The following is a 19,851-nucleotide window of genomic DNA, read 5'->3' as shown; positions in this document are numbered from 1 at the left end:
GCCGCCGTGCGCCGTCCGGGGCGCAACCGGTGGCCCCGGGCGGTGGCCGGTTGCGCCCGGCCTAGGATCGCGGGGTGGCGGAAGACGCGAGGCGGGTCGGCATCATGGGTGGCACCTTCGACCCGATCCACCACGGGCACCTCGTCGCGGCCAGCGAGGTGGCGGACCGCTTCGGGCTGGACGAGGTGGTCTTCGTTCCGACCGGTCAGCCGTGGCAGAAGGCGGACGAGCCGGTCACCCCGGCGGAGGACCGCTACCTGATGACGGTCATCGCCACCGCCTCCAACCCCCGTTTCCAGGTGAGCCGGGTCGACATCGACCGGGGTGGGCCCACCTACACCGTCGACACGCTGCGTGACCTGCACGCCGAGTACGGGTCGAAGGTGCAGCTCTTCTTCATCACCGGTGCGGACGCGCTGGAGCGGATCCTCTCCTGGAAGGACCTGGACGAGATCTTCGAGTTGGCCCACTTCATCGGGGTGACCCGGCCGGGCTTCGAGCTGACCGCCGCGCACCTGCCGGCCGACACGGTGAGCCTGGTGCAGGTCCCGGCGATGGCCATCTCGTCGACGGACTGCCGCGCCCGGGTCGCCCGGGGGGAGCCGGTCTGGTACCTGGTGCCGGACGGTGTGGTGCAGTACATCGCCAAGCGGCGCCTCTACCAGCCGTGATTTTGGCCCGGTAAGGGGTTGTCTGGGTGGGTAACGGGCCAGAACTGACGAGTCGGGATTCCAGCGGGTGTGAGACGCTTGGTGGATCGCACGGCTGATCGAAGGAGAACGGTGACAATTTCCGAACGCGCTCACGAGTTGGCTATCGCCGCCGCCCAGGCCGCGGCCGACAAGAAGGCGCAGGACATCGTCATCATCGACGTGGGCGACCAGCTCGCCATCACCGACGCGTTCGTGCTCGCCGCGGCTCCCAACGAGCGTCAGGTGCTAGCCATCGTCGATGCCATCGAGGAGCGGCTGCTGGAGCTGCCGGAGAAGGTCAAGCCGCTCCGGCGCGAAGGCGAGCGGGGCGGCCGCTGGGTGCTGCTCGACTACGTCGACATCGTGGTGCACGTCCAGCACACCGAGGAGCGCGAGTTCTACGCCCTCGACCGGCTCTGGAAGGACTGCCCGACGATCCCGTTCGTCGACCGGGACCTCGTCGACGCCGAGCCCGGCACCGGCTCCACCGCCGCGGAATGACCCGTCTGATCATCTGGCGGCACGGCAACACCGACTGGAACGCCGCCAGCCGGGTCCAGGGGCAGACCGACGTACCCCTCAACGACCTCGGCCGTGACCAGGCCCGCGGTGCCGCGCCACTGCTCGCGGCGCTGCGGCCGGACGCCATCGTGGCCAGTGACCTGAGCCGCGCCGCGGACACCGCCGACGCGCTGGCCGCGCTGACCGGGCTGCCGGTGCGCACCGACGCGCGGCTGCGCGAGCGGCACTTCGGATCCTGGCAGGGGCTGGCCCTCACCGAGGCCGCCGAACGGTACCCCGCCGAGTTCGCCCGCTGGCGGGCCGGCGACCCGGACCCGGGCGCCGGCATCGAACCCCTCGACGACCTCGGCAAGCGGGTAGGCGCGGCACTGGCCGCCGCCGCCGACACCGTGCCCGGCGGCACCGTGGTGGTGGCCACCCACGGCGGCGCCGCCCGGCAGGGCTGCGGCCACCTGCTCGGCTGGCAGCACACCGTCCTGCGCACCATCGGCTCCCTGCAGAACTGCCACTGGACCGAGCTGCGCCACGACGACACCCGGGGCTGGCAGCTACGCGCCCACAACGCCGGCCTGACCGGTGTGCCGGCCACCACCGAGGCGGTCTGAGCCCGGTGTCGCCCGGCGGCATCGGCTAGCGTGCCGGGCATGCCCGTCGCGGTCGTCACCGACTCCACCGCCTACCTCCCACCCGAGCTGCTGCGCGCCCACCGGCTGACGGTGGTGCCGTTGGCGGTCGTGCTCAACGGCGCCGAGGGCCTGGAGGGGGTGGAGACCACCCCGGCCGACGCCACCCGTGCGCTCGGTGGGCGGCGCGTCGCGGTGAGCACCTCGCGGCCCGCGCCGGAACAGTTCGCCCGGACGTACCGGGAGCTTCTCGACGCCGGCACCGACGGCGTCGTCTCGGTGCACCTGTCGGCCGAGCTCAGCGGCACGGTGGAGGCCGCCCGGCTGGCCGCCGCCGAATTCGACGGCCGGGTCACCGTGGTCGACAGCCGCTCGACCGGAATGGGCCTCGGCTTCCCGGCGGTCGCCGCCGCGGCGGCCGCCGAGCGGGGCGCGGACCTGTCCGGGGTACGCGACGCCGCGGCGGACGCCATCGCCCGCACCAGCATCTGGTTCTACGTCGACACACTGGAGTTCCTCCGCCGGGGCGGCCGGATCGGCGCCGCCGAGGCGCTGTTCGGCACGGCCCTGTCGGTCAAGCCGATCATGCACATGCCGGACGGCGCGATCGTGCTCAGGGACAGGGTGCGCACCGCCAGCCGGGGCGTGGCGCGCCTCGTCGACCTGGCCGTCGAGGCCGCCGGGGACGCCGAGGTCGACCTGGCCGTGCACCACCTCGCCGCGCCGCAGCGGGCCGAGGCGCTCCTGGAGACGCTGAAGGCCCGGTTGGGTGACCGCCTGCGCGACTCGTACGTCTCCGAGGCCGGGGCGGTGGTCGCCGCGCACGCCGGGCCCGGCCTGGCCTGCGTCGTGGTGCACCGCCGGCCCCCGGTCACCGGCCAGGGTGCGTCCTGTCGATCATGCGGGGGAGCGCCGGCACCCGACCGGATGCCATCGTGACACCATGAAGGACGACCTGCACGGTTACCTGAAGGGCGGCCGCGACGCGCTGCTCTGGAAGCTCGACGGGCTCAGCGAGTACGATGTCCGGCGCCCGCTGACCCGGACCGCAACCAACCTGCTCGGTCTGGTGAAACACGCGGCGGCCATGGAGATCCTCTACTTCGGCGTCGTATTCGGCCGCCCGTTCGAGCAGGAGCTGCCGTACGTCGGCGACGCGGCCGAGACCAATGCCGACATGTGGGCGACCGCGGACGAGACCCGCGGAGAGATCGTCGCCCTGTACCGTCGCGCCAGCTCCCACGCCGACACCACAATCGAAGCCCTCGCGCTCGACCACGTCGGCAGGGTGCCGTGGTGGGGCGATGCGGCGGTCACGCTGCACCATGTCCTGGTCCACATCGTCGCGGAGACACAACGGCACGCCGGCCACGCGGACATCGTGCGCGAGCTGATCGACGGCGCGGCCGGGCTGCTGCCCAGGAACGACAACCTGCCACCCGCTGACGAGCCGTGGTGGCGTGACCACCGCCAGCGGGTGGAGCAGGCTGCCCTCGACGCCGGCAACCGCAGGACCTAGGTTTCCGTCGATCATGCAGCTGCGGCTTTTCGCCGCCCTAGCACATCGCTCGCATGATCAGGCGGTTGTCCACAGGCGCCAGCGTCGTCCACAGCCGGACCCCGGCCGGCCGCGCGCGCCGGGCTCGCGGACCTAGCTTCGCGTCGTGTCAGCAGACGAGGAGACGGTGGTCCGGGAACGACTGCGCCGGCTGGAGGCGGGCCGGCCGCCGAGCGCCGCACGGCCGCACCCGGGCGGGCCCGCCGATCCCCTGGAATGGCCCGGCGGAGCCGTCGGGCCGTCCGACGACCGTCAGGGGTCGGCCGGGCTGTCCGGCCATCATCGGCGGCCCGCCGGGCCTTCCGTCGACCGTCCGGGCCCGGTCGGGGTGCCGGAGCCGGTCGTGGCGCTGCCGCCCCGCACACCGGCGTCGTCGGCCGGCGCGGCGGTGCTGTCGGAGCCCGACCCACCGGCCCGCGTCCCGGGGCCGGTGTCCCGGTTGCCGGGGCCGGGGGCGTTCGACCCCGGGCGGCGGGGGACGCGCGCGTTGGCCGTCGTCGCCGTACTGGTGGTGCTGGGGGCCGGATTCTGGGCCTGGCGGTCCCGGCCGCAGGCCGAGCCGGTCCGCCCGGTGGCCGGCGCCGAGGCGTCGGGCGCGGTTGGCACCGGCCTCGCGGAGCCGACGGCGACCGCGGCCGGGGAACTGGTGGTCGCGGTAGCCGGCAAGGTGCGCCGGCCCGGGCTGGTCCGGGTGCCGGCCGGCGCGCGCGTCGCCGACGCCCTCGCGGCGGCCGGCGGGCCACTGCCCGGGGTGGACGTGGCCCTGCTCAACCCGGCCCGCAAGGTCACCGACGGTGAGCTGATCCTCGTCGGCGTCGCGGCACCGCCGGGCGCGGCGCCACCGCCGGGCGCGGCCGGCGGTGGCGTGCCGGGGGCGCCCGGCGCGGGCGGCCGGGTCAACCTCAACACCGCGACGCTCGCGCAGCTCGACGCGCTGCCCGGCGTGGGTCCGGTGCTCGCCCAGCGCATCCTCGCCCACCGTGACCAGCACGGCGGCTTCCGCTCCGTCGGCGACCTACGCCAGGTGGATGGCATCGGCGACGCCCGCTACGAGCAGCTCAAGGACCTGGTGACGGTGTGACGGGCAGCGGCGGGCTCGGCTCGTTCGGGTCCGGGTCGTCCGACGGCGAGGGCCGGGGCGAGCGGGTCGCGCCGCCAGTCGACCTGCGGCTGGCCGGCCTGGCCGTCGCCACCTGGCTCGCCGCGCTGGCCGGGTTGCACCTGACCGCCGGCGCGAGCGTGCTGCTGGCCGCTGTGGCGGCCGGAGCGGCCGGCGTCGCCGCCTTGCACCTGCTCGGCGTCCTCGGCCGTCCCTGCGGTCCGGCCCGGCGCTACGGCTGGATCGCCGTCGCCGTGCTGCTCGGCGTGGTCTGCGGCGCGGCGGCGACCGCCGCACGACTCTCCGTCCGCGACGCCGGGCCGGTTCGCGCCCTGGTCGAGGAACGGGCGGTCGTCACCGCCGAACTCGTCGTACGCGACGATCCCCGTCCCGTACGCGGCGGCACGGGACGACCGGCCACCGTGCTCGTGGCGGCCGAGCTGACCCGGTTCACCGGTCCCGACGGGCGGCGGGTCGCCGCGCCGGCGCGCGTGCTGGTCCTCGCCAGCGATCCGGGCTGGCGAGGACTGCTGCCGGGGCAGCGGCTGACCGCCGAGGGGCGGCTGACCGCCCCGCGCGGCGGCGACCTGACGGCGGCGGTGCTGAGTGCGGCCGGCCCGCCGTCGCCACAGGGGGTGGCACCGTCACCGCAGCGGGCCGCCGGATCGCTGCGCGCCGGCCTGCAACGCGCCTGCTCACCGCTCCCAGACGAGCAGGGTGGGCTGCTGCCCGGGCTGGTGGTCGGCGACACCAGCCGCCTGCCACCCGCCGTCGAGCAGGACTTCCTCGCCACGGGCATGACCCACCTCAACGCCGTATCGGGTTCCAACGTGGCCATCGTCGTCGGCGCGGTGCTGCTGCTGGCGAGGTGGGCTCGGGCCGGGCCCTGGCTGGCCGTGGGGCTCTGCGGGCTGGCCCTGGTGGGCTTCGTCATCCTGGTCCGTCCGTCGCCCAGCGTGGTGCGGGCCGCCACGATGGGCGCCATCGGGCTGGTCGGGCTGGCGGCCGGGCGCCCCCGGGCGGCACTGCCCGCCCTCTCCGCCGGGGTGACCGTGCTGGTGCTGTCCGATCCGGAGCTGGCCGGGGACGCCGGCTTCGCGCTCTCCGTACTGGCCACCGGCGGTCTGCTGCTGCTCGCCCCGAGGTGGCGCGACGGGCTGCGCAACCGGGGGGTGCCGGCCGGGTTCGCCGAGGCGCTGGCCGTTCCGGCGGCCGCGCAGCTCGCCTGCGCCCCGGTGGTGGCCGGCATCTCGGGCACGGTGAGCCTGGTCGCCGTGCCGGCGAACCTCCTCGCGGTGCCGGCCATCGCGCCCGCCACGGTGCTCGGCGTCCTGGCGGCGGCGGTGTCGCCCTGGTGGTCCGCGGGGGCGGAGTTCATCGCGTGGCTGGCGAGCTGGCCGGCCTGGTGGCTGGTCATGGTGGCTCGGCACGGGGCGCGGCTGCCGGCGGGCACGCTGCCGTGGCCGGGCGGGGTGACGGGTGCCCTGCTGCTGGCCGGGCTGACCGTCGCGTTGCTGGTGGCCGCCCGGCACCCGGTGGTCCGCCGGCTGGTGGCCGTCGTCGTGGTCGCCGTGTTGGTCGGCACCCTGCCGGTACGCCTGGCCGCCCCCGGCTGGCCCCCCGCCGGCTGGGTGGTCGCGGCCTGCGCGGTGGGGCAGGGCGACACCGTCGTGCTGCCGGTGGCGGCCGGCCGTGCGGTGGTGGTCGACGCCGGGCCGGACCCGGCAGCGGCGGACGGCTGCCTGCGCCGGCTGGGCGTACGGGAGGTCGCGCTGTTGGTGGTCAGCCACTTCCACGTCGACCACATCGGCGGCGTCGCGGGCGTGTTCCGGGGCCGGCGGGTGGGCGCGGTGCTCACCCCGCGCTGGTCGGAGCCGGCCGCCGGGCGGGAGCAGGTCCACTCCGAGGCCGCTGCGCACTCCGTGCGCGTGGTGGCGGGCGAGGCCGGTTGGCGCTACCGGGAGGGCGGGGTCGAGTTCACCATCATCGGCCCGCCCCAACCTCTGCGCGGCACCCGCTCGGATCCCAACAACAACTCCCTGATCCTGCTCGCCACCGTCGCCGGCGTGCGGATCCTGCTCGCCGGGGACGCCGAGACCGAGGAGCAGCGCGCGCTGCTGGACAGCACGCCCCGGGGAGGTCTGCGGGCCGAGGTGTTGAAGGTCGCCCACCATGGGTCGGCCTACCAGGACCCCGCCTTCCTGGACGCGGTCCGTCCCCTGGTCGCCCTCGTGCCGGTGGGGGCGGGAAACGCCTACGGGCATCCCAATCCGGCGGTGCTCGAACGGCTGTCCCGGGGTGGGGCGCGGGTGCTGCGCACCGACACGCAGGGGGACGCCGCCGCGGTGCTGCTCGGCCGGGCCGGTCTCGCGGTGGCCACCCGGGGCACCGGACCCGGCCGACAACCGTAGAAATCGATGCCGATTATCGGCTTTAGCGGTGCACTGAGGTAAATGTCTGGATTTGCACTGAGTGCGGGCTCCGCACCCGTAGTGCCGATGAGCAGGCTGGATCCGGCCGCCGGCCGTGCGAACATGGGCGACGTGACCGCCGCCAGCTTCGCCCCCATTCTGCTCGTCCTCGGCGACGAGGAGTTGCTCGCCACGCGCGCGGTCACCGAAGCCGTCGCGAAGGCCCGCAGCGTCGAGCCCGGCGTTGACGTCCGCGAGTACCAGGCAGGCACCCTGGCCGTCGGCGAGATTGCCGAGATGCTCAGCCCGTCCCTCTTCGGAGGGCGGCGGGTGCTGGTGCTGCGCGCCGGTCAGGACGCCCGCAAGGACCTGGTGGCGGCCCTGCTGGCGTACGCGAAGAACCCCGACCCGGACGTGCAGCTGATCGTGCTGCACCTGGGTGCGGCCAAGGGCAAGGCGTTCGCCGAGGGGCTGAAGGCCGCTGGCGCGACGGTGGTGCCGGCCGCCAAGCTCAAGGGGCACCGCGACCGGGTGGCCTTCGTCCGGGACGAGATCCGCCGGTCGGGCGGCAAGTGCACCGACGACGCCGCCGAGGCGCTCATCGCGGCGGTCGGTAACGACCTGCGTGAGCTGGCCGCCGCCTGCTCCCAGCTGATGGCCGACACCGACGGTCGGATCGGTGCCGACACGGTGGCCCGCTACTACCGGGGGCGGGTCGAGGTGACCGGCTTCACCGTCGCCGACGCCGTGATGGTGGGCGACGTGCCGGGGGCGCTGGAGGCGCTGCGCTGGGCGCTGCACGTGGGGGTCGACCCGGTGCCGATCGCCGACGCGATCGCCGACGGCGTCCGCACGGTGGCCCGGGTCGCCGCCGCCGGCCGGGGCGACCCCTACCAGCTGGCGAGCACCCTCGGCATGCCGGCCTGGAAGATCAGGTCGGCCCAGCAGCGGGCCCGTGGCTGGACGCCCGAGGGGCTGGTCCAGGCCATGCGGGTCGCCGCGGAGTGCAACGCGGCCGTCAAGGGCGGCGCGGACGACCGCGCGTACGCGCTGGAGCGGGCCGTCTTCTCGGTCGCCGCCGCCAGACAGGGCGGCGGCCGGTGAGCAGCGGACCGCCCCGCGTCTCCTGGGCGACGATCCCGGCCGACGAGGAGCGCTACCGGCCGTTGTACGCGCGGGTGCTCGGGCTGCGTTTCGTCAACCCGGGCGGGGTGCTCTGCTTCCTCTTCTTCGAGGGCGCCGTCGCGCTCGCCGCGCTGCTCGCCCTCGCCGAGTTGGTCACCTGGTGGGCGGTGCTCGTTCTACCCCTCACGGTGGCCGCGATGGTCAAGCTCAACGACGTGGTGGCCGCGATGGTGGTCCGCTCCGCCGCTCTCGTGCCCGAGCAGGAGCGGGACCGTTTCCGGCAGCAGGTGGAGTCCGTGGTCGGGCGGGCCCGGGTCGACCGGACCACGCACGGGGTGCCGGGCGTCGTCGTCGCGGTGTCGCCGGTGCCGCAGGCCATCCGGGCCGTACGCGAGCGGCAGGGGCGCCCGGATCCGCGCCACCGGGCGGGAGACCGGAACACCGGCCCGCAGCCCACCCGCCGTGACCCCCGAGCTGACGACTCCCGCCCCTGACCCCGCTCCCTGACCCCGGCCACCTGGTCTCCGGTCCAATGGTCTCCGGCCCCTGACCCGCAGGCGGGTCTTGGGAAACGAGCGCCCCCCCCGGGGGCCGTTTCTCGCCAAGATCGATCTGGGTCGCCTGCCTCAGGCGACCCGGAGCCGCGTCCACGACGAGATCCCGGCGGGGGATGTGCCCCGGCCGGGTGGTGATACGGAATGCGAAGGCAATGCCAGACAGCCGGAAGCCCCGGGTGGTGCCCCGGGGCTTCCGGTCAGGTCTGGGTCCGCCGCGTCAGGCGGAGAGCGACACCACGCGCTTGGCGATCGCGGACTTGCGGTTCGCGGCCTGGTTCGAGTGGATCACGCCCTTGCTGGCCGCCTTGTCCAGCTTGCGCGAGGCGTCCAGCATGAGGGTGGTGGCCTTCTCGACGTCACCAGCCTCGGCGGCCTCCTGGAACTTCCGGACGGCGGTCTTCAGCGACGACTTGACCGACTTGTTACGCAGCCGGCGCTTCTCGTTCTGCCGGTTGCGCTTGATCTGGGACTTGATGTTCGCCACGCGACAGCCTCGTCTTGATAGCTCGGGTTGGTCTGCTTCCGCACGCGAAGAGAATGCGTCATCGCTGCGCGAAGAGCCAGGCTACCAGGTCGGCCGGGACGAGCCAAAACGGCCCGATCCCGCCGCGGTGAGGTCGCCCCGGCGGTGGACGCGACCGCGCCTTGAACTTCCGCGCGCAGCCAGACCCGGCGATGCGCGGGGGATGACCGCCGCACTGCCGCTCCGGTCAGAACCCCGTCACCGAACGTGCCCTTACTCCGGGTAGTCGAATTTTCTCCTGCGGCGAGCGCTCGCCGGCTCGGCTGGCTGCGGTAAGGGCTGTCACCAGGAGTTTCACCGAAACTCGTCCCCCAGCCCGAGGCCACTCCGCCCCCTTTGCTCTGCATCCGCATGCGCACCGCTGACGCAGCGTGCCTGGTGCCGATATGGATGCAGAGCAAAGGGGGGCGGGGTGGAGAGGCGGGACAGCCGGAATCGGACACGCTCCGTAGCCGGGCGGCGTGGGGCATCGTCGGGCGGTCCGCGCTGGCCAGCGCGCGGGGTCGAGCGCAGGCCGGCGTGGGCGGACGCCCCGGTCAGGCCCAGCCCTGCCGGCGGGCCAGCCAGCCGAGGCATGCCTCGCCGCTCCACCGCTGGTGTGCGGGGAGGTGCGGCGAGGCGGTCGTGGGTGCCGAGGCGGCGGTGGTGAGGAAGTAGCCGGACAGGGCGGCGAGGGTGGCGTCGAGCGCGTCGGGGGGCGCGCCCCCCGACGCCGGGTGCCGGGCGAAGAGCGCGTCGGCGTCCAGGCCGTCGGCGTACGCGGTGAGCAGCAGGGTCGCCAGGTCGAACCAGGCCGGCCCCTGGCACAGCCACGTCCAGTCGCAGAACCAGGCCCGCCCCGCCCCGTCGATCAGCACGTTGTCCAGCCGCAGGTCGCCGTGGATCAGGCCGGTCGCGCCGGCTGCGTACGCCGGGAGCCGGGACTCCAGCGTGACCAGGTCGGGCAGGCGGTGCGCGAGTGGCGCGGGCAGCGGCGGCGCCGGCTCGCGGCCGGCGGCCACCTCGCCCCACCAGAGGATGTCGTCGCGGGCCAGGTCGGCGAGGTGGGGCAGCGCCAGCCCGAGCAGGGCGGGCGGGGCGGTGGCCAGCGCGGCGGCGACGTCGGCGTACCCGGTCAGGGTGGCGGCCAGCTCCGCCGGATCCCAGGGCAGCCGGGGGGTGTGCCCGTCGACGGCGTCGAGGCAGAGCGCGAACCAGCCGGCCTCGTGCAGCGTCCAGCGGGGCCGGGGTGCCCGCAAGCCGTCGGGGAGCCGGTCGAGGATGGCGGCCTCGCGGGCGTACCAGTCGACCAGTCGGGGTTGCTCGGCGGTGGCGGCGGCCTTGACGAAGGCCCGGCCCCCGGCGGCGGTGTGCAGCACGGCGGCGAAGCCCCGGGTGAAGCCGGCGGTGGCGGTCCTGGTCGCGACCACGGGCGCCCCGAGCCGGTCGCCGATGGCGGTGCGCAGCGCCGCCGGGAGAGTCGCCCACCGCGGCCGGCGGGCAGTCGCGTGGTACGGCACGGGCGGCGGGGACGTCGAGGTCACGCCCCCCATGCTGCCGGGCCGCGCGTCGCGACGGCGCCCGGCCCCGGGAGGTCGCCGCGGCGGGGGCGCGGGGGCGGCCCGGTCTGCCAGACTGCCAGGCCATGAGGACCGAGGACTTCTGGCAGTTGATCGACCGGGCGCGGGCGGGCGGCGGGGGAGAACCGCACGCGGTCGCCGCGCGGGCCGTCGCCCTGCTCGCCGAGCGGGACCCGGAGGACATCGTCGGGTACGCCCACCACCAGGCCCGGGTGCTGTCCGCCTCGCACCGGGTCGACCTGTGGGGTGCCGCCTACCTGATCAACGGCGGCGTGTCGGACGAGGGTTTCCACCACTTCCGGGGCTGGTTGATGACCCAGGGCCGGGAGGTGTTCGCGCGTGCGGTCGCCGAGCCGGACTCGCTGGCCGCGCTGCCGCAGGTCCGGGCGGCCTCGCTGAGCGGGGAGGAGTTCTCGGCCCCCGGGATGCTCGCGGTGCCGTGGGACGCGTACCGCCAGGCCACCGCCGCCGAGCTGCCGGCCGACCGGGAGCCGGCCCCGGTGCCCGACCTCAACGACTTCTGGGACTTCGACGACGAGGACGAGGCGAGGCGGCGGCTGCCGAAGCTCGCCGCGCTCTTCGTCGAGCCCCCCGCCGAGTAGCACCCGGGGCCGAGCCATCCGCCGGCCGGGGCGGCGCTCACGAGGCCGTCCCGGGCGGAGGGATCGCCCGCACAGCGGACGCGCGGCGGCGACGTGGGAGCATAGAGGGGGTCGGCGTCACGCCGGCCCGCTCACGTCAGCCGACCAGAACGGACCGCTGTGCCACCGACGCTCGATTCCGGCGCGAACGCTCCCGGTGCCACCGACCCGGCGCGCATCCGGAACTTCTGCATCATCGCCCACATCGACCACGGGAAGTCGACCCTGGCCGACCGGATGTTGCAGCTCACCGGCGTGGTCGACCCCCGGCAGATGCGTGCGCAGTACCTCGACCGGATGGACATCGAGCGCGAGCGCGGCATCACGATCAAGAGCCAGGCCGTCCGGATGCCCTGGACCATCAGGGAGGGCGACCGGGCCGGCGAGTCCGCCGTGCTCAACATGATCGACACTCCGGGCCATGTCGACTTCACCTACGAGGTGTCCCGGTCGCTGGCCGCCTGCGAGGGCGCGGTGCTGCTGGTCGACGCCGCGCAGGGCATCGAGGCGCAGACCCTGGCGAACCTCTACCTGGCGCTCGAGAACGACCTGCACGTCATCCCGGTGCTCAACAAGATCGACCTGCCGGCCGCCCAGCCCGAGAAGTACGCCGAGGAGTTGGCGCACCTCATCGGTGGTGACCCGGCGGACTGCATCAGGGTCTCCGGCAAGACGGGCGACGGCGTGCCGTACCTGCTCGACGAGATCGTCCGGCAGTTCAAGCCCCCGATCGGCGACGCGGAGGCGCCCGCCCGCGCCATGATCTTCGATTCGGTCTACGACGTCTACCGGGGCGTGGTGACCTACGTCCGGGTCATCGACGGGCGGATCAGCGCCCGCGACCGGATCAAGATGATGTCCACGGCCGCCGTGCACGAGCTGCTGGAGATCGGCGTCATCTCGCCGGAGATGGTGAAGGCCGGCGCGCTCGGCGTCGGCGAGGTGGGTTACCTGATCACCGGCGTGAAGGACGTCCGTCAGTCCCGGGTCGGCGACACGATCACCATCAACACCCGGCCCGCGACCGAGGCCCTGGGCGGCTACAAGGACCCGAAGCCGATGGTCTACTCGGGGCTCTACCCGATCGACGGCTCCGACTACCCCAACCTGCGCGAGGCGCTGGACAAGCTCAAGCTCAACGACGCGGCGCTCGACTACGAGCCGGAGACGTCGGGGGCGCTCGGCTTCGGTTTCCGCTGCGGCTTCCTCGGCCTGCTGCACATGGAGATCATCCGGGAGCGGCTGGAGCGCGAGTACAACCTCGACCTGATCTCCACCGCCCCGAACGTGGTCTACCGGGCCATCACCGAGGACGGCGAGGAGATCGTCGTGACGAACCCGAGCGAGTACCCCACGGGCCGGATCGCCGAGGTGTACGAGCCGGTCGTACGCGCCACGGTGCTCACGCCCAACGACTACGTCGGCGCCGTGATGGAGCTCTGCCAGGGCCGCCGGGGCAGCCTGCGCGGCATGGACTACCTCTCGGCCGACCGGGTGGAACTGCGTTACACGCTGCCCCTCGCGGAGATCATCTTTGACTTCTTCGACCAGTTGAAGAGCCGCACCAAGGGCTACGCCTCGCTGGACTACGAGCCCTCCGGCGAGCAGGCGTCCGAGCTGGTGAAGGTCGACATCCTGCTGCACGGCGAGCCGGTGGACGCGTTCAGCGCGATCGTGCACAAGGACAAGGCGTACAACTACGGCGTCACGATCGCGGCGAAGCTGCGCAAGCTGATCCCGCGCCAGCAGTTCGAGGTGCCGATCCAGGCGGCGATCGGCAGCCGGGTCATCGCCCGGGAGACAATCCGGGCGATCCGCAAGGACGTGCTCGCCAAGTGCTACGGCGGCGACATCAGCCGCAAGCGCAAGCTGCTGGAGAAGCAGAAGGAGGGCAAGAAGCGGATGAAGATGGTGGGCCGGGTGGAGGTCCCCCAGGAGGCCTTCATCGTCGCGCTCTCCTCCGACTCCGCCGAGCCGAAGGCCCCCGGCAAGAAGTGACGCGCCGCCGGCCCGCCGGCGGACGACGACGTACGACGGCCGGCGCCCCGGCCGGGTGCGGACCGCGTGTGGTCCGCACCCGACCGGCGCGCCGGCCGCTCGCGTTGAAGGAATTTTTCGGCCCGCCGCACCCCGCCCCCGCCCGTCCGGCCGGCGGGCGTCACCTGCGCCGACGACCGTCGGGGCGGCAGTCGCGGCGCGGGCCGACATTGACGCACGACGTGGTCTTGCCGGTCGAACCGGTTTGGATTTTTGGTGGGTCGGGAACTTAGCGGTCACGACAGCAACACCACAGACCGTGGTACTGATTCTTTTTGAAGGAGGAGGGCGACGTGGAGCTCACCGTTTGGGGCATCGTCACCGCGCTCATCGTTGGTCTTATTGTCGGCGCTCTGGGTCGCCTGCTCGTTCCGGGCCGCCAGAACATGCCGATGTGGCTGCACATGCTGATCGGTGTGGGCGCCGCGCTGCTGGGTACCGTGCTGGCCCGGGCGATGGGTATCGCCACCCAGACCGCCGGGATCGACTGGACCGAGCTGCTGGTGCAGGTCGTGCTGGCGGCGATCGCGGTGGCCCTGGTCGCCGGTGTGGGTCGTCGTCGCAGCGTCACTCACCGGTAGTCCCCTGTACCGCGTTCGCGGGCGTCCGACCGACAGGTCGGGCGCCCGTTTCGCGTACCCCGATCATCGCGCCTCGGCCGTGCCCCGGGCCGGGCGGCGTGCGGCGGCGGGCCGCCCGGGGGCCGTCCGCCTTCGCCGACCGAGTGCGCCGGAACGTGCGCAATGGTGCCGGCCGGGGCCGCTCGGCCCGTCCGGGCGAGGTGTCCCGAGAAAGTCGGTTTGGATTTTTGGTGGGTCGGGAACTTAGCGGTCACGACAGCAACACCACAGACCGTGGTACTGATTCTTTTTGAAGGAGGAGGGCGACGTGGAGCTCACCGTTTGGGGCATCGTCACCGCGCTCATCGTTGGTCTTATTGTCGGCGCTCTGGGTCGCCTGCTCGTTCCGGGCCGCCAGAACATGCCGATGTGGCTGCACATGCTGATCGGTGTGGGCGCCGCGCTGCTGGGTACCGTGCTGGCCCGGGCGATGGGTATCGCCACCCAGACCGCCGGGATCGACTGGACCGAGCTGCTGGTGCAGGTCGTGCTGGCGGCGATCGCGGTGGCCCTGGTCGCCGGTGTGGGTCGTCGTCGCAGCGTCACTCACCGGTAGTCCCCTGTACCGCGTTCGCGGGCGTCCGACCGACAGGTCGGGCGCCCGTTTCGCGTACCCCGATCATCCTGGTGCGTCCCGTTTCCGTCTCCACGCGCCGACGCTGCGTGATCCCTCCCCGCGGTAGGGTCGCCTCTCTTTCGCCGGACTGTCCACTGTCGTAAAGGAATTTTTCCCACTAGGGTGCCGCGCAGAAGGTAAGTGCCAGTGGCGCGAGGGAGATGTGGCGTGAACAGGTGGAAGCGGCTGGCCCCGGTCACCGCCGTCGTGGCCTCGGCCGCGATGGTCCTGGCCGGTTGTGGCGGCTCCGACGACGACAAGGCCGCCGACGACAGCAAGCTCACGGTCTGGATGATGGGCGAGGGCAGCGAGGCCCAGACGAAGTTCCTCGACGGCATCGAGACCGAGTTCCGGCAGAAGCACCCGGACACCGACGTGGTGGTCCAGTACATCCCGTGGCTCGAGGCGCCGAAGAAGTTCCAGGCCGCGCTCGCCGGCGGCGAGGGCCCGGACGTGACCGAGCTGGGCAACACCGAGACGCAGGGCTGGGCGGCGCAGGAGGCGTTGGCCGACGTGAGCGGCCGGATGGCCACCTGGACCGAGGGCAAGGACATCCTTCCCGACCTGGTGAAGAACGCCCAGCTCGACGGCAAGCAGTACGGCGTGCCGTGGTACGCGGGCGTGCGGGGGATGTACTACCGCACCGACTGGTTCGCCGAGGCGGGCGTCAAGCCGCCGACCAACTGGGACGAGCTGGTCTCCGTCGCCAAGACCGTGCAGGCCAAGAAGCCGGGCACGTACGGCATCGCCCTGCCCGGCAACTCCGAGCTGCCCTTCTACTCGTTCCTGTGGGGCGCGGGCGCGGAGATCGCGACCCAGCAGGGCGGCTCCTGGAAGTCCGGGTACAACACGCCCGAGGCGCAGAAGGCCGTCAAGTTCTGGACCGACATGGTGACCGTGCACAAGGTGGCCCCGCCGGCCGCCGCGGGCTGGAACGAGATCGACGCCCGGACCCAGTTCGCCACCGGCAAGGCGGCGATGGCCTTCGGCGGGAGCTGGCAGCAGGGCTCCATCAAGAAGGACAACCCGGAGATCGAGAAGGTCTGGGGCACGTTCCCCATCCCCGGCCCGGACGGCAAGGCGGCGCCCGGCTTCGCCGGCGGCTCCGACGTCGCGCTCTGGAAGGACAGTGAGCGGCAGGACCTCGCCTGGGACTACCTGACCGTGCTGCTGAACAAGAAGAACGACCAGGCATTCGCCGACAGTCTCGGCTTCTTCCCGGTCTACACGGACCTGGTCGGCGGCGACAAGTACGCCAGCGACAAGATCATGTCGGCGTTCGCCACCACGATGCAGAACACCAAGCTCACGCCGCTCACCCCCAAGTGGGTGGAGGTCAGCCGGACCAAGACGGTGACCCAGGCGATGAACAGCTCGGTCATGAAGGGTCAGAAGACGGTCGAGAAGGCTACCGCCGACGCGGCCGCGGAGATGGAAAGCATCCTCAACGCGCCGTGACCACGCTGACCGAGGCGCCGGAGACGGCCGCCGCGCGGGAGACCCCCGCGCGGCGGCGTCGCCGGGTGGACCGCCTGCCGTACCTGCTGCTCCTGCCCTGCCTGGTGATCATCAGCGTGCTGCTGCTCTGGCCGCTCGGCCAGGTGGTGGTGATGTCCTTCCACCAGCTCAACAACGTCCGCCAGTTGCGCGGCGACCGCGAGTGGCCGTGGGTGGGCCTGGGCAACTACGCCGAGATCCTCGGCGATCCGTTCTTCCTGACGGTGCTGCGCAACACCGTTCTCTTCGCCGTTGCCAACGTCGCGCTCACGATGATCCTCGGCACCCTGGTCGGTCTGCTGCTCAACCGGCTGGGCAGGCGGATGGCGACCTTCGTGGCGAGCTGCGTGATGCTCGCCTGGGCCACCCCGGCGCTGACCGGCACGATCGTCTGGAAGTGGATCTTCGATGACACCAGCGGCCTGGTCACCTGGCTGTTCAACGCGCTGCCCGACGGGCTGTCGCAGGGCCTCTTCGGGCGCAGCGACTGGACCGGCTACGGCTGGTTCAACTCGCCCCTGCTGTTCTTCTCGATCCTGACCCTGGTGGTGGTCTGGCACTCGTTCCCGTTCATCGCCGTCAGCGTGCTGGCCGGCCTGAAGAGCGTGCCGAGCGAGCTGCACGAGGCGGCCCGGGTCGACGGGGCCGGCCCGTGGAGGGTGTTCTGGCGGATCACCTTCCCGCTGCTGCGGCCGGTCTTCGGCATCCTCGTCGTGCTCTCCACCATCTGGGACTTCAAGGTCTTCACCCAGCAGTTCGTGCTGTCCGGCGGCACCCAGGACCGGCCGACGTTCATGCTCTCCATCTACTCGTACGCGGAGGCCTTCTCGCCCCCGCCCAAGTACGGTCTCGGCGCCGCGATCGCGGTGATCCTCACCCTGATCCTGCTGGTGGTGACCGGTCTCTACGTCCGCATGGTGCTCAAGCAGGAGGAGGACGCGTGACGCGACGCGGAGCCGGCGCGGGCGCGCGGCGGATCGCCCTCAACGGCGCGGGACTGCTGGTGGCGGCCTTCGCCGCGTTCCCGGTGTACTGGATGATCTCCACCTCGCTGAAGCCGAGCTCGGAGATCTTCTCGAGCACCCCCCGGCCGGTGCCCACCGAGCCGACCCTGGAGCACTACCGGCAGATCCTCACCGGCAACCTGATCCCGGGCGTGACCTTCGGCGACTTCTTCCTCAACAGCGCCCTGGTCGCGGTCTCCACCGTGCTGCTCAGCGGCCTGGTCGCGCTGCTGGCGGCGACCGCGGTGGCCCGGTTCCGGTTCAAGCTGCGCACCACCTTCCTGATCATGTTGCTGGTGGTGCAGATGATCCCCCTGGAGGCGCTGGTCATCCCGCTGTTCCTGATGATCCAGCGGCTCGGGCTCTACAACACCCTGCCCAGCCTGATCCTCACCTACCTCGGCTTCTCGCTGCCGTTCGCGGTGTGGATGCTGCGCGGCTTCGTCGCCGCGGTGCCCAAGGAACTGGAGGAGGCCGCGGCCATCGACGGGGCCACCCGGGCGCAGACCTTCCGGAAGATCCTCTTTCCGCTGGTGGCGCCGGGCCTCGTGGCCACCAGCATCTTCTCGTTCATCACCGCCTGGAACGAACTGATCTTCGCGCTGACCTTCATCAACGACCAGGAGAGCTACACCCTGCCGGTCGCGATGACGTTCTTCTTCGGCCGCGACGACACCGCCTGGGGACCGGTGATGGCGGCCTCCACGCTGTTCACCCTGCCGGTGATCGTCTTCTTCCTGCTGGTGCAGCGGCGGATGGTCTCCGGGCTGGTGGCCGGGGCCGTCAAGGGCTGAGCGGGCAGGCTCCCGGTGCCCCGTCGTTCCCCGTCCGGCTGTGCCGGGGCGACGGCCTGCCGGACGGGCGCGGGCGCCGGTCTCGGGGCCGGGTGGCGCCGGTCGCGCCGCTAGGCTGACCGCCATGACGGGCAGGCTGGCATCGGTGAACCTCGGCGGCGTGACCGAGGCGCAGTGGGCGGGTGACGCGAGCGGTCGCACCGGCATCGACAAACGGCCGGTCGACGTCGCGGTGCTGCTGAGCACGGACGGGGTGGCCGGCGACTTCATCGGCGAGCGCGCCCACCACGGCGGGCCGGACCAGGCGGTCTACGCGTACGCCGAGGAGGACGCCGCGTGGTGGGCGGCGGAGTTGGGCCGCAGCGTCCGCCCCGGCGGCTTCGGCGAGAACCTGACGACGTACGCCGTGGACGTGACGGGCGCGGTGGTCGGTGAGCGGTGGGCGGTCGGGTCGGCGCTGCTGCAGGTGACGAAGCCCCGGACCCCGTGCACCACCTTCGCCGGCTTCTGGGGCGTGCCCGACCTGATCAAGCGGTTCACGGCGCGGGCGATGCCCGGGGCGTACCTGCGGGTGCTGCGGGCGGGAGAGGTGGGCGCGGGCGACCCGGTCGAGGTGGTGGACCGACCCGCGCACGGGGTCACGATCGGCGAGGTGTTCCGCGCCCTGAGCCTGGAGCCGGAACTGCTGCCCCGGCTGCTCGACGTGCCGGAGCTGCCGGATGCGGTCCGGGAGAAGGCGCTCTGCCGCATCGCCGGCCGGTGCTGACCCGCCCGGCCGTCCGGGAACGCGCGACGGGCCCCGTCCCGTGGGGGAGGGGGCCCGTCCTGCGTCGCGGCCGTGGCGCCGGGTGACCGGCTCAGCGCAGCCAGGGCACGCTGCGGTCGAGCAGACCGCGCTGCTTGAGCTCCTTGCGCAGCGGGATCTCGTCGTCGACGTAGCCGTCCCAGTTGATGCCCCAGTAGTTGGCGGTGTGGGTGCCCTCACCGCAGAGCTGGCGCTGCACCGGCGTCCGGTTGGCCCACCACTCGCCGTCGGTGTCGACGTGCAGCTCGTCCAGCGGGCGGATCCACCGGTAGGTGTAACCGACGAAGAGCATCTTGCGGGTGATGGTCGACAGGTTGGTCGACCGGGAGTGCCACTGGCGGCGGTCGAAGATGAAGGCGTCACCGGGGTTGGCGGTGATCTCCACCGTGCCCTCCGGGTCCGGGTTGTGCACGGAGGTGTCGGCCGGGCGGGGCAGCGAGTTCCACAGGTGGCTGCCCGGGATCACCTTGGTGGCGCCCCGGCCCTTCTCCGACAGGTCGGACAGGACGTAGGCCACCTTCAGCGAGAACATCGGCCGGGGCAGGTTCGGGTCCATCGTCTCCGGGTCGGAGTTCTGCCGGTACCCGTCCTGGTGCCACCCCCAGTACGGCTTCTCCGGCTCCGCCGCCGGCGGGGTGACGTCCAGGTGGTTGTGGTGGCTGTAGATGTTCCAGCCGGCCAGGCCCCACATGTACGGGAAGGCGATCGGGTGGGTCAGCAGGTTACCGAAGAGCTCGTCCCGGTCCAGGAAGCCCAGCAGGTGCAGGGTGCCGTCCTTGGTGGTGCCGCCCTTCGCCTGCTCCTCGGCGTAGACGCGGTCCACCGCCGCCTCCAGCGCCGCCCGGTGGTCATCCGTCAGGACGTTGCGCAGCAGCAGGAAACCCTGCTCGTGGAATTCCTTGCGGTCGATGTCACTGATCGGTTCGTAACCGGTCCGGTCGCCGTAGTCGAACACCTCGACGTACCCCTCCCCATGACGTGAAACCATTTCTGGCACAGCGCCGCCGATCGTAACGCGCCCGTGCCGGGGCGGGGCACCGCCCGACGCCGGTCCCGCCGATGCCCCGACCGTGCGGAGTGGGACGATGGCGTGACGTAACGGGCGCGGGGGCTTATGGGGTCAACCCGGGGGAAATGCCGGTTTGTGCGGTCACTGTCGGTAGGAAGA

General features: G+C 72.7%; 20 protein-coding genes. 17 read left to right on the top strand and 3 right to left on the bottom strand.

Going from position 1 to position 19,851, the window contains the following annotated elements; translation table 11 throughout:
* Positions 1–74: 74 nt before the first annotated feature.
* The 9 genes from nadD to ACQ452_RS22050 all read left to right on the top strand — a co-directional run bounded on the left by nadD (position 75) and on the right by ACQ452_RS22050 (position 8,524).
* Entirely contained in the window at positions 75–671 is a 597-nt protein-coding gene (gene nadD / locus ACQ452_RS22090) for a nicotinate-nucleotide adenylyltransferase (protein ID WP_433387012.1), read from the top strand.
* 111 nt (positions 672–782) lie between these two features.
* Positions 783–1,193, top strand: a complete 411-nt coding sequence (rsfS, locus tag ACQ452_RS22085; protein WP_433387011.1) for a ribosome silencing factor — start codon at positions 783–785, stop codon at positions 1,191–1,193.
* Positions 1,190–1,819 (top strand): histidine phosphatase family protein, encoded by a 630-nt coding sequence (locus ACQ452_RS22080; protein WP_433387010.1) that lies wholly within the window; start codon positions 1,190–1,192, stop codon positions 1,817–1,819. The genes rsfS and ACQ452_RS22080 overlap by 4 nt, the downstream gene beginning before the upstream one ends.
* A 39-nt stretch (positions 1,820–1,858) precedes the next feature.
* Positions 1,859–2,776 carry a DegV family protein gene (locus ACQ452_RS22075; RefSeq protein ID WP_433387009.1) on the top strand — a complete coding sequence of 306 codons (918 nt, stop codon included), beginning with the start codon at positions 1,859–1,861 and terminating at the stop codon, positions 2,774–2,776.
* Positions 2,777–2,780: 4 nt separating this feature from the next.
* Positions 2,781–3,356 carry a DinB family protein gene (locus ACQ452_RS22070; RefSeq protein ID WP_433387008.1) on the top strand — a complete coding sequence of 192 codons (576 nt, stop codon included), beginning with the start codon at positions 2,781–2,783 and terminating at the stop codon, positions 3,354–3,356.
* A 367-nt stretch (positions 3,357–3,723) separates the two neighbouring features.
* Positions 3,724–4,476: a ComEA family DNA-binding protein gene (locus ACQ452_RS22065; RefSeq protein ID WP_433394326.1), complete on the top strand. Its 753-nt coding sequence runs from the start codon at positions 3,724–3,726 to the stop codon at positions 4,474–4,476.
* Positions 4,477–4,559: 83 nt separating this feature from the next.
* Entirely contained in the window at positions 4,560–6,905 is a 2,346-nt protein-coding gene (locus ACQ452_RS22060) for a ComEC/Rec2 family competence protein (RefSeq protein ID WP_433394324.1), read from the top strand.
* Positions 6,906–7,028: 123 nt separating this feature from the next.
* The gene (gene holA / locus ACQ452_RS22055; protein ID WP_433394322.1) at positions 7,029–8,009 is read left to right on the top strand and encodes a DNA polymerase III subunit delta; all 981 of its coding nucleotides are present in this window, start codon (positions 7,029–7,031) and stop codon (positions 8,007–8,009) included.
* Positions 8,006–8,524: a hypothetical protein gene (locus tag ACQ452_RS22050; RefSeq protein ID WP_433387007.1), complete on the top strand. Its 519-nt coding sequence runs from the start codon at positions 8,006–8,008 to the stop codon at positions 8,522–8,524. The genes holA and ACQ452_RS22050 overlap by 4 nt, the downstream gene beginning before the upstream one ends.
* Before the next feature lie 280 nt (positions 8,525–8,804).
* On the opposite strand, the gene rpsT is transcribed toward ACQ452_RS22050, so the two are convergent.
* Together rpsT and ACQ452_RS22040 are read right to left on the bottom strand one after the other, a co-directional pair.
* On the bottom strand, positions 8,805–9,071 hold the full coding sequence (gene rpsT / locus ACQ452_RS22045; protein ID WP_433387006.1) for a 30S ribosomal protein S20: 267 nt from the start codon (positions 9,069–9,071) through the stop codon (positions 8,805–8,807).
* A 575-nt stretch (positions 9,072–9,646) separates the two neighbouring features.
* Positions 9,647–10,642, bottom strand: coding sequence for a phosphotransferase (locus ACQ452_RS22040; protein ID WP_433387005.1), 996 nt, complete (start codon positions 10,640–10,642; stop codon positions 9,647–9,649).
* A gap of 92 nt (positions 10,643–10,734) precedes the next feature.
* On the opposite strand from ACQ452_RS22040, the gene ACQ452_RS22035 reads away from it, so the two are divergent.
* The 8 genes from ACQ452_RS22035 to ACQ452_RS22000 all read left to right on the top strand — a co-directional run bounded on the left by ACQ452_RS22035 (position 10,735) and on the right by ACQ452_RS22000 (position 18,644).
* Positions 10,735–11,271, top strand: a complete 537-nt coding sequence (locus tag ACQ452_RS22035) for a DUF4240 domain-containing protein (RefSeq protein WP_433387004.1) — start codon at positions 10,735–10,737, stop codon at positions 11,269–11,271.
* A gap of 159 nt (positions 11,272–11,430) precedes the next feature.
* On the top strand, positions 11,431–13,308 hold the full coding sequence (gene lepA / locus ACQ452_RS22030) for a translation elongation factor 4 (protein ID WP_433387003.1): 1,878 nt from the start codon (positions 11,431–11,433) through the stop codon (positions 13,306–13,308).
* Positions 13,309–13,640: 332 nt separating this feature from the next.
* Entirely contained in the window at positions 13,641–13,928 is a 288-nt protein-coding gene (locus ACQ452_RS22025; RefSeq protein WP_433387002.1) for a GlsB/YeaQ/YmgE family stress response membrane protein, read from the top strand.
* Between the two features lie 307 nt (positions 13,929–14,235).
* On the top strand, positions 14,236–14,523 hold the full coding sequence (locus tag ACQ452_RS22020; protein ID WP_433387002.1) for a GlsB/YeaQ/YmgE family stress response membrane protein: 288 nt from the start codon (positions 14,236–14,238) through the stop codon (positions 14,521–14,523).
* Positions 14,524–14,751: 228 nt separating this feature from the next.
* Positions 14,752–16,041, top strand: coding sequence for a sugar ABC transporter substrate-binding protein (locus ACQ452_RS22015; protein WP_433387001.1), 1,290 nt, complete (start codon positions 14,752–14,754; stop codon positions 16,039–16,041).
* Positions 16,038–17,024, top strand: a complete 987-nt coding sequence (locus ACQ452_RS22010; protein ID WP_433387000.1) for a carbohydrate ABC transporter permease — start codon at positions 16,038–16,040, stop codon at positions 17,022–17,024. Before ACQ452_RS22015 ends, ACQ452_RS22010 begins: the two co-directional genes overlap by 4 nt.
* A complete protein-coding gene (locus ACQ452_RS22005) occupies positions 17,021–17,878 on the top strand; it encodes a carbohydrate ABC transporter permease (protein ID WP_433386999.1) in 858 nt (285 codons plus the stop codon). The genes ACQ452_RS22010 and ACQ452_RS22005 overlap by 4 nt, the downstream gene beginning before the upstream one ends.
* Before the next feature lie 124 nt (positions 17,879–18,002).
* On the top strand, positions 18,003–18,644 hold the full coding sequence (locus tag ACQ452_RS22000; protein WP_433386998.1) for an MOSC domain-containing protein: 642 nt from the start codon (positions 18,003–18,005) through the stop codon (positions 18,642–18,644).
* 91 nt (positions 18,645–18,735) lie between these two features.
* Here the strand turns inward: ACQ452_RS22000 and ACQ452_RS21995 are convergent, their stop codons facing one another.
* The gene (locus tag ACQ452_RS21995; RefSeq protein WP_433386997.1) at positions 18,736–19,671 is read right to left on the bottom strand and encodes a phytanoyl-CoA dioxygenase family protein; all 936 of its coding nucleotides are present in this window, start codon (positions 19,669–19,671) and stop codon (positions 18,736–18,738) included.
* Between the last annotated feature and the right edge of the window lie 180 nt (positions 19,672–19,851).

Source organism: Micromonospora sp. KLBMP9576 (assembly GCF_050941805.1).
GTDB lineage: Bacteria > Actinomycetota > Actinomycetes > Mycobacteriales > Micromonosporaceae > Micromonospora.
This window is presented reverse-complemented; position numbering and strand designations above follow the sequence as displayed.

Coding starts and splice junctions, on each gene's coding strand:
- ACQ452_RS21995 (WP_433386997.1), bottom strand. CDS start 19,671: ATGGTTTCACGTCATGGGGAGGGGTACGTCGAGGTGTTCGACTACGGC.
- ACQ452_RS22040 (WP_433387005.1), bottom strand. CDS start 10,642: ATGGGGGGCGTGACCTCGACGTCCCCGCCGCCCGTGCCGTACCACGCG.
- ACQ452_RS22000 (WP_433386998.1), top strand. CDS start 18,003: ATGACGGGCAGGCTGGCATCGGTGAACCTCGGCGGCGTGACCGAGGCG.
- ACQ452_RS22075 (WP_433387009.1), top strand. CDS start 1,859: ATGCCCGTCGCGGTCGTCACCGACTCCACCGCCTACCTCCCACCCGAG.
- ACQ452_RS22070 (WP_433387008.1), top strand. CDS start 2,781: ATGAAGGACGACCTGCACGGTTACCTGAAGGGCGGCCGCGACGCGCTG.
- ACQ452_RS22035 (WP_433387004.1), top strand. CDS start 10,735: ATGAGGACCGAGGACTTCTGGCAGTTGATCGACCGGGCGCGGGCGGGC.
- holA (WP_433394322.1), top strand. CDS start 7,029: ATGGGCGACGTGACCGCCGCCAGCTTCGCCCCCATTCTGCTCGTCCTC.
- ACQ452_RS22080 (WP_433387010.1), top strand. CDS start 1,190: ATGACCCGTCTGATCATCTGGCGGCACGGCAACACCGACTGGAACGCC.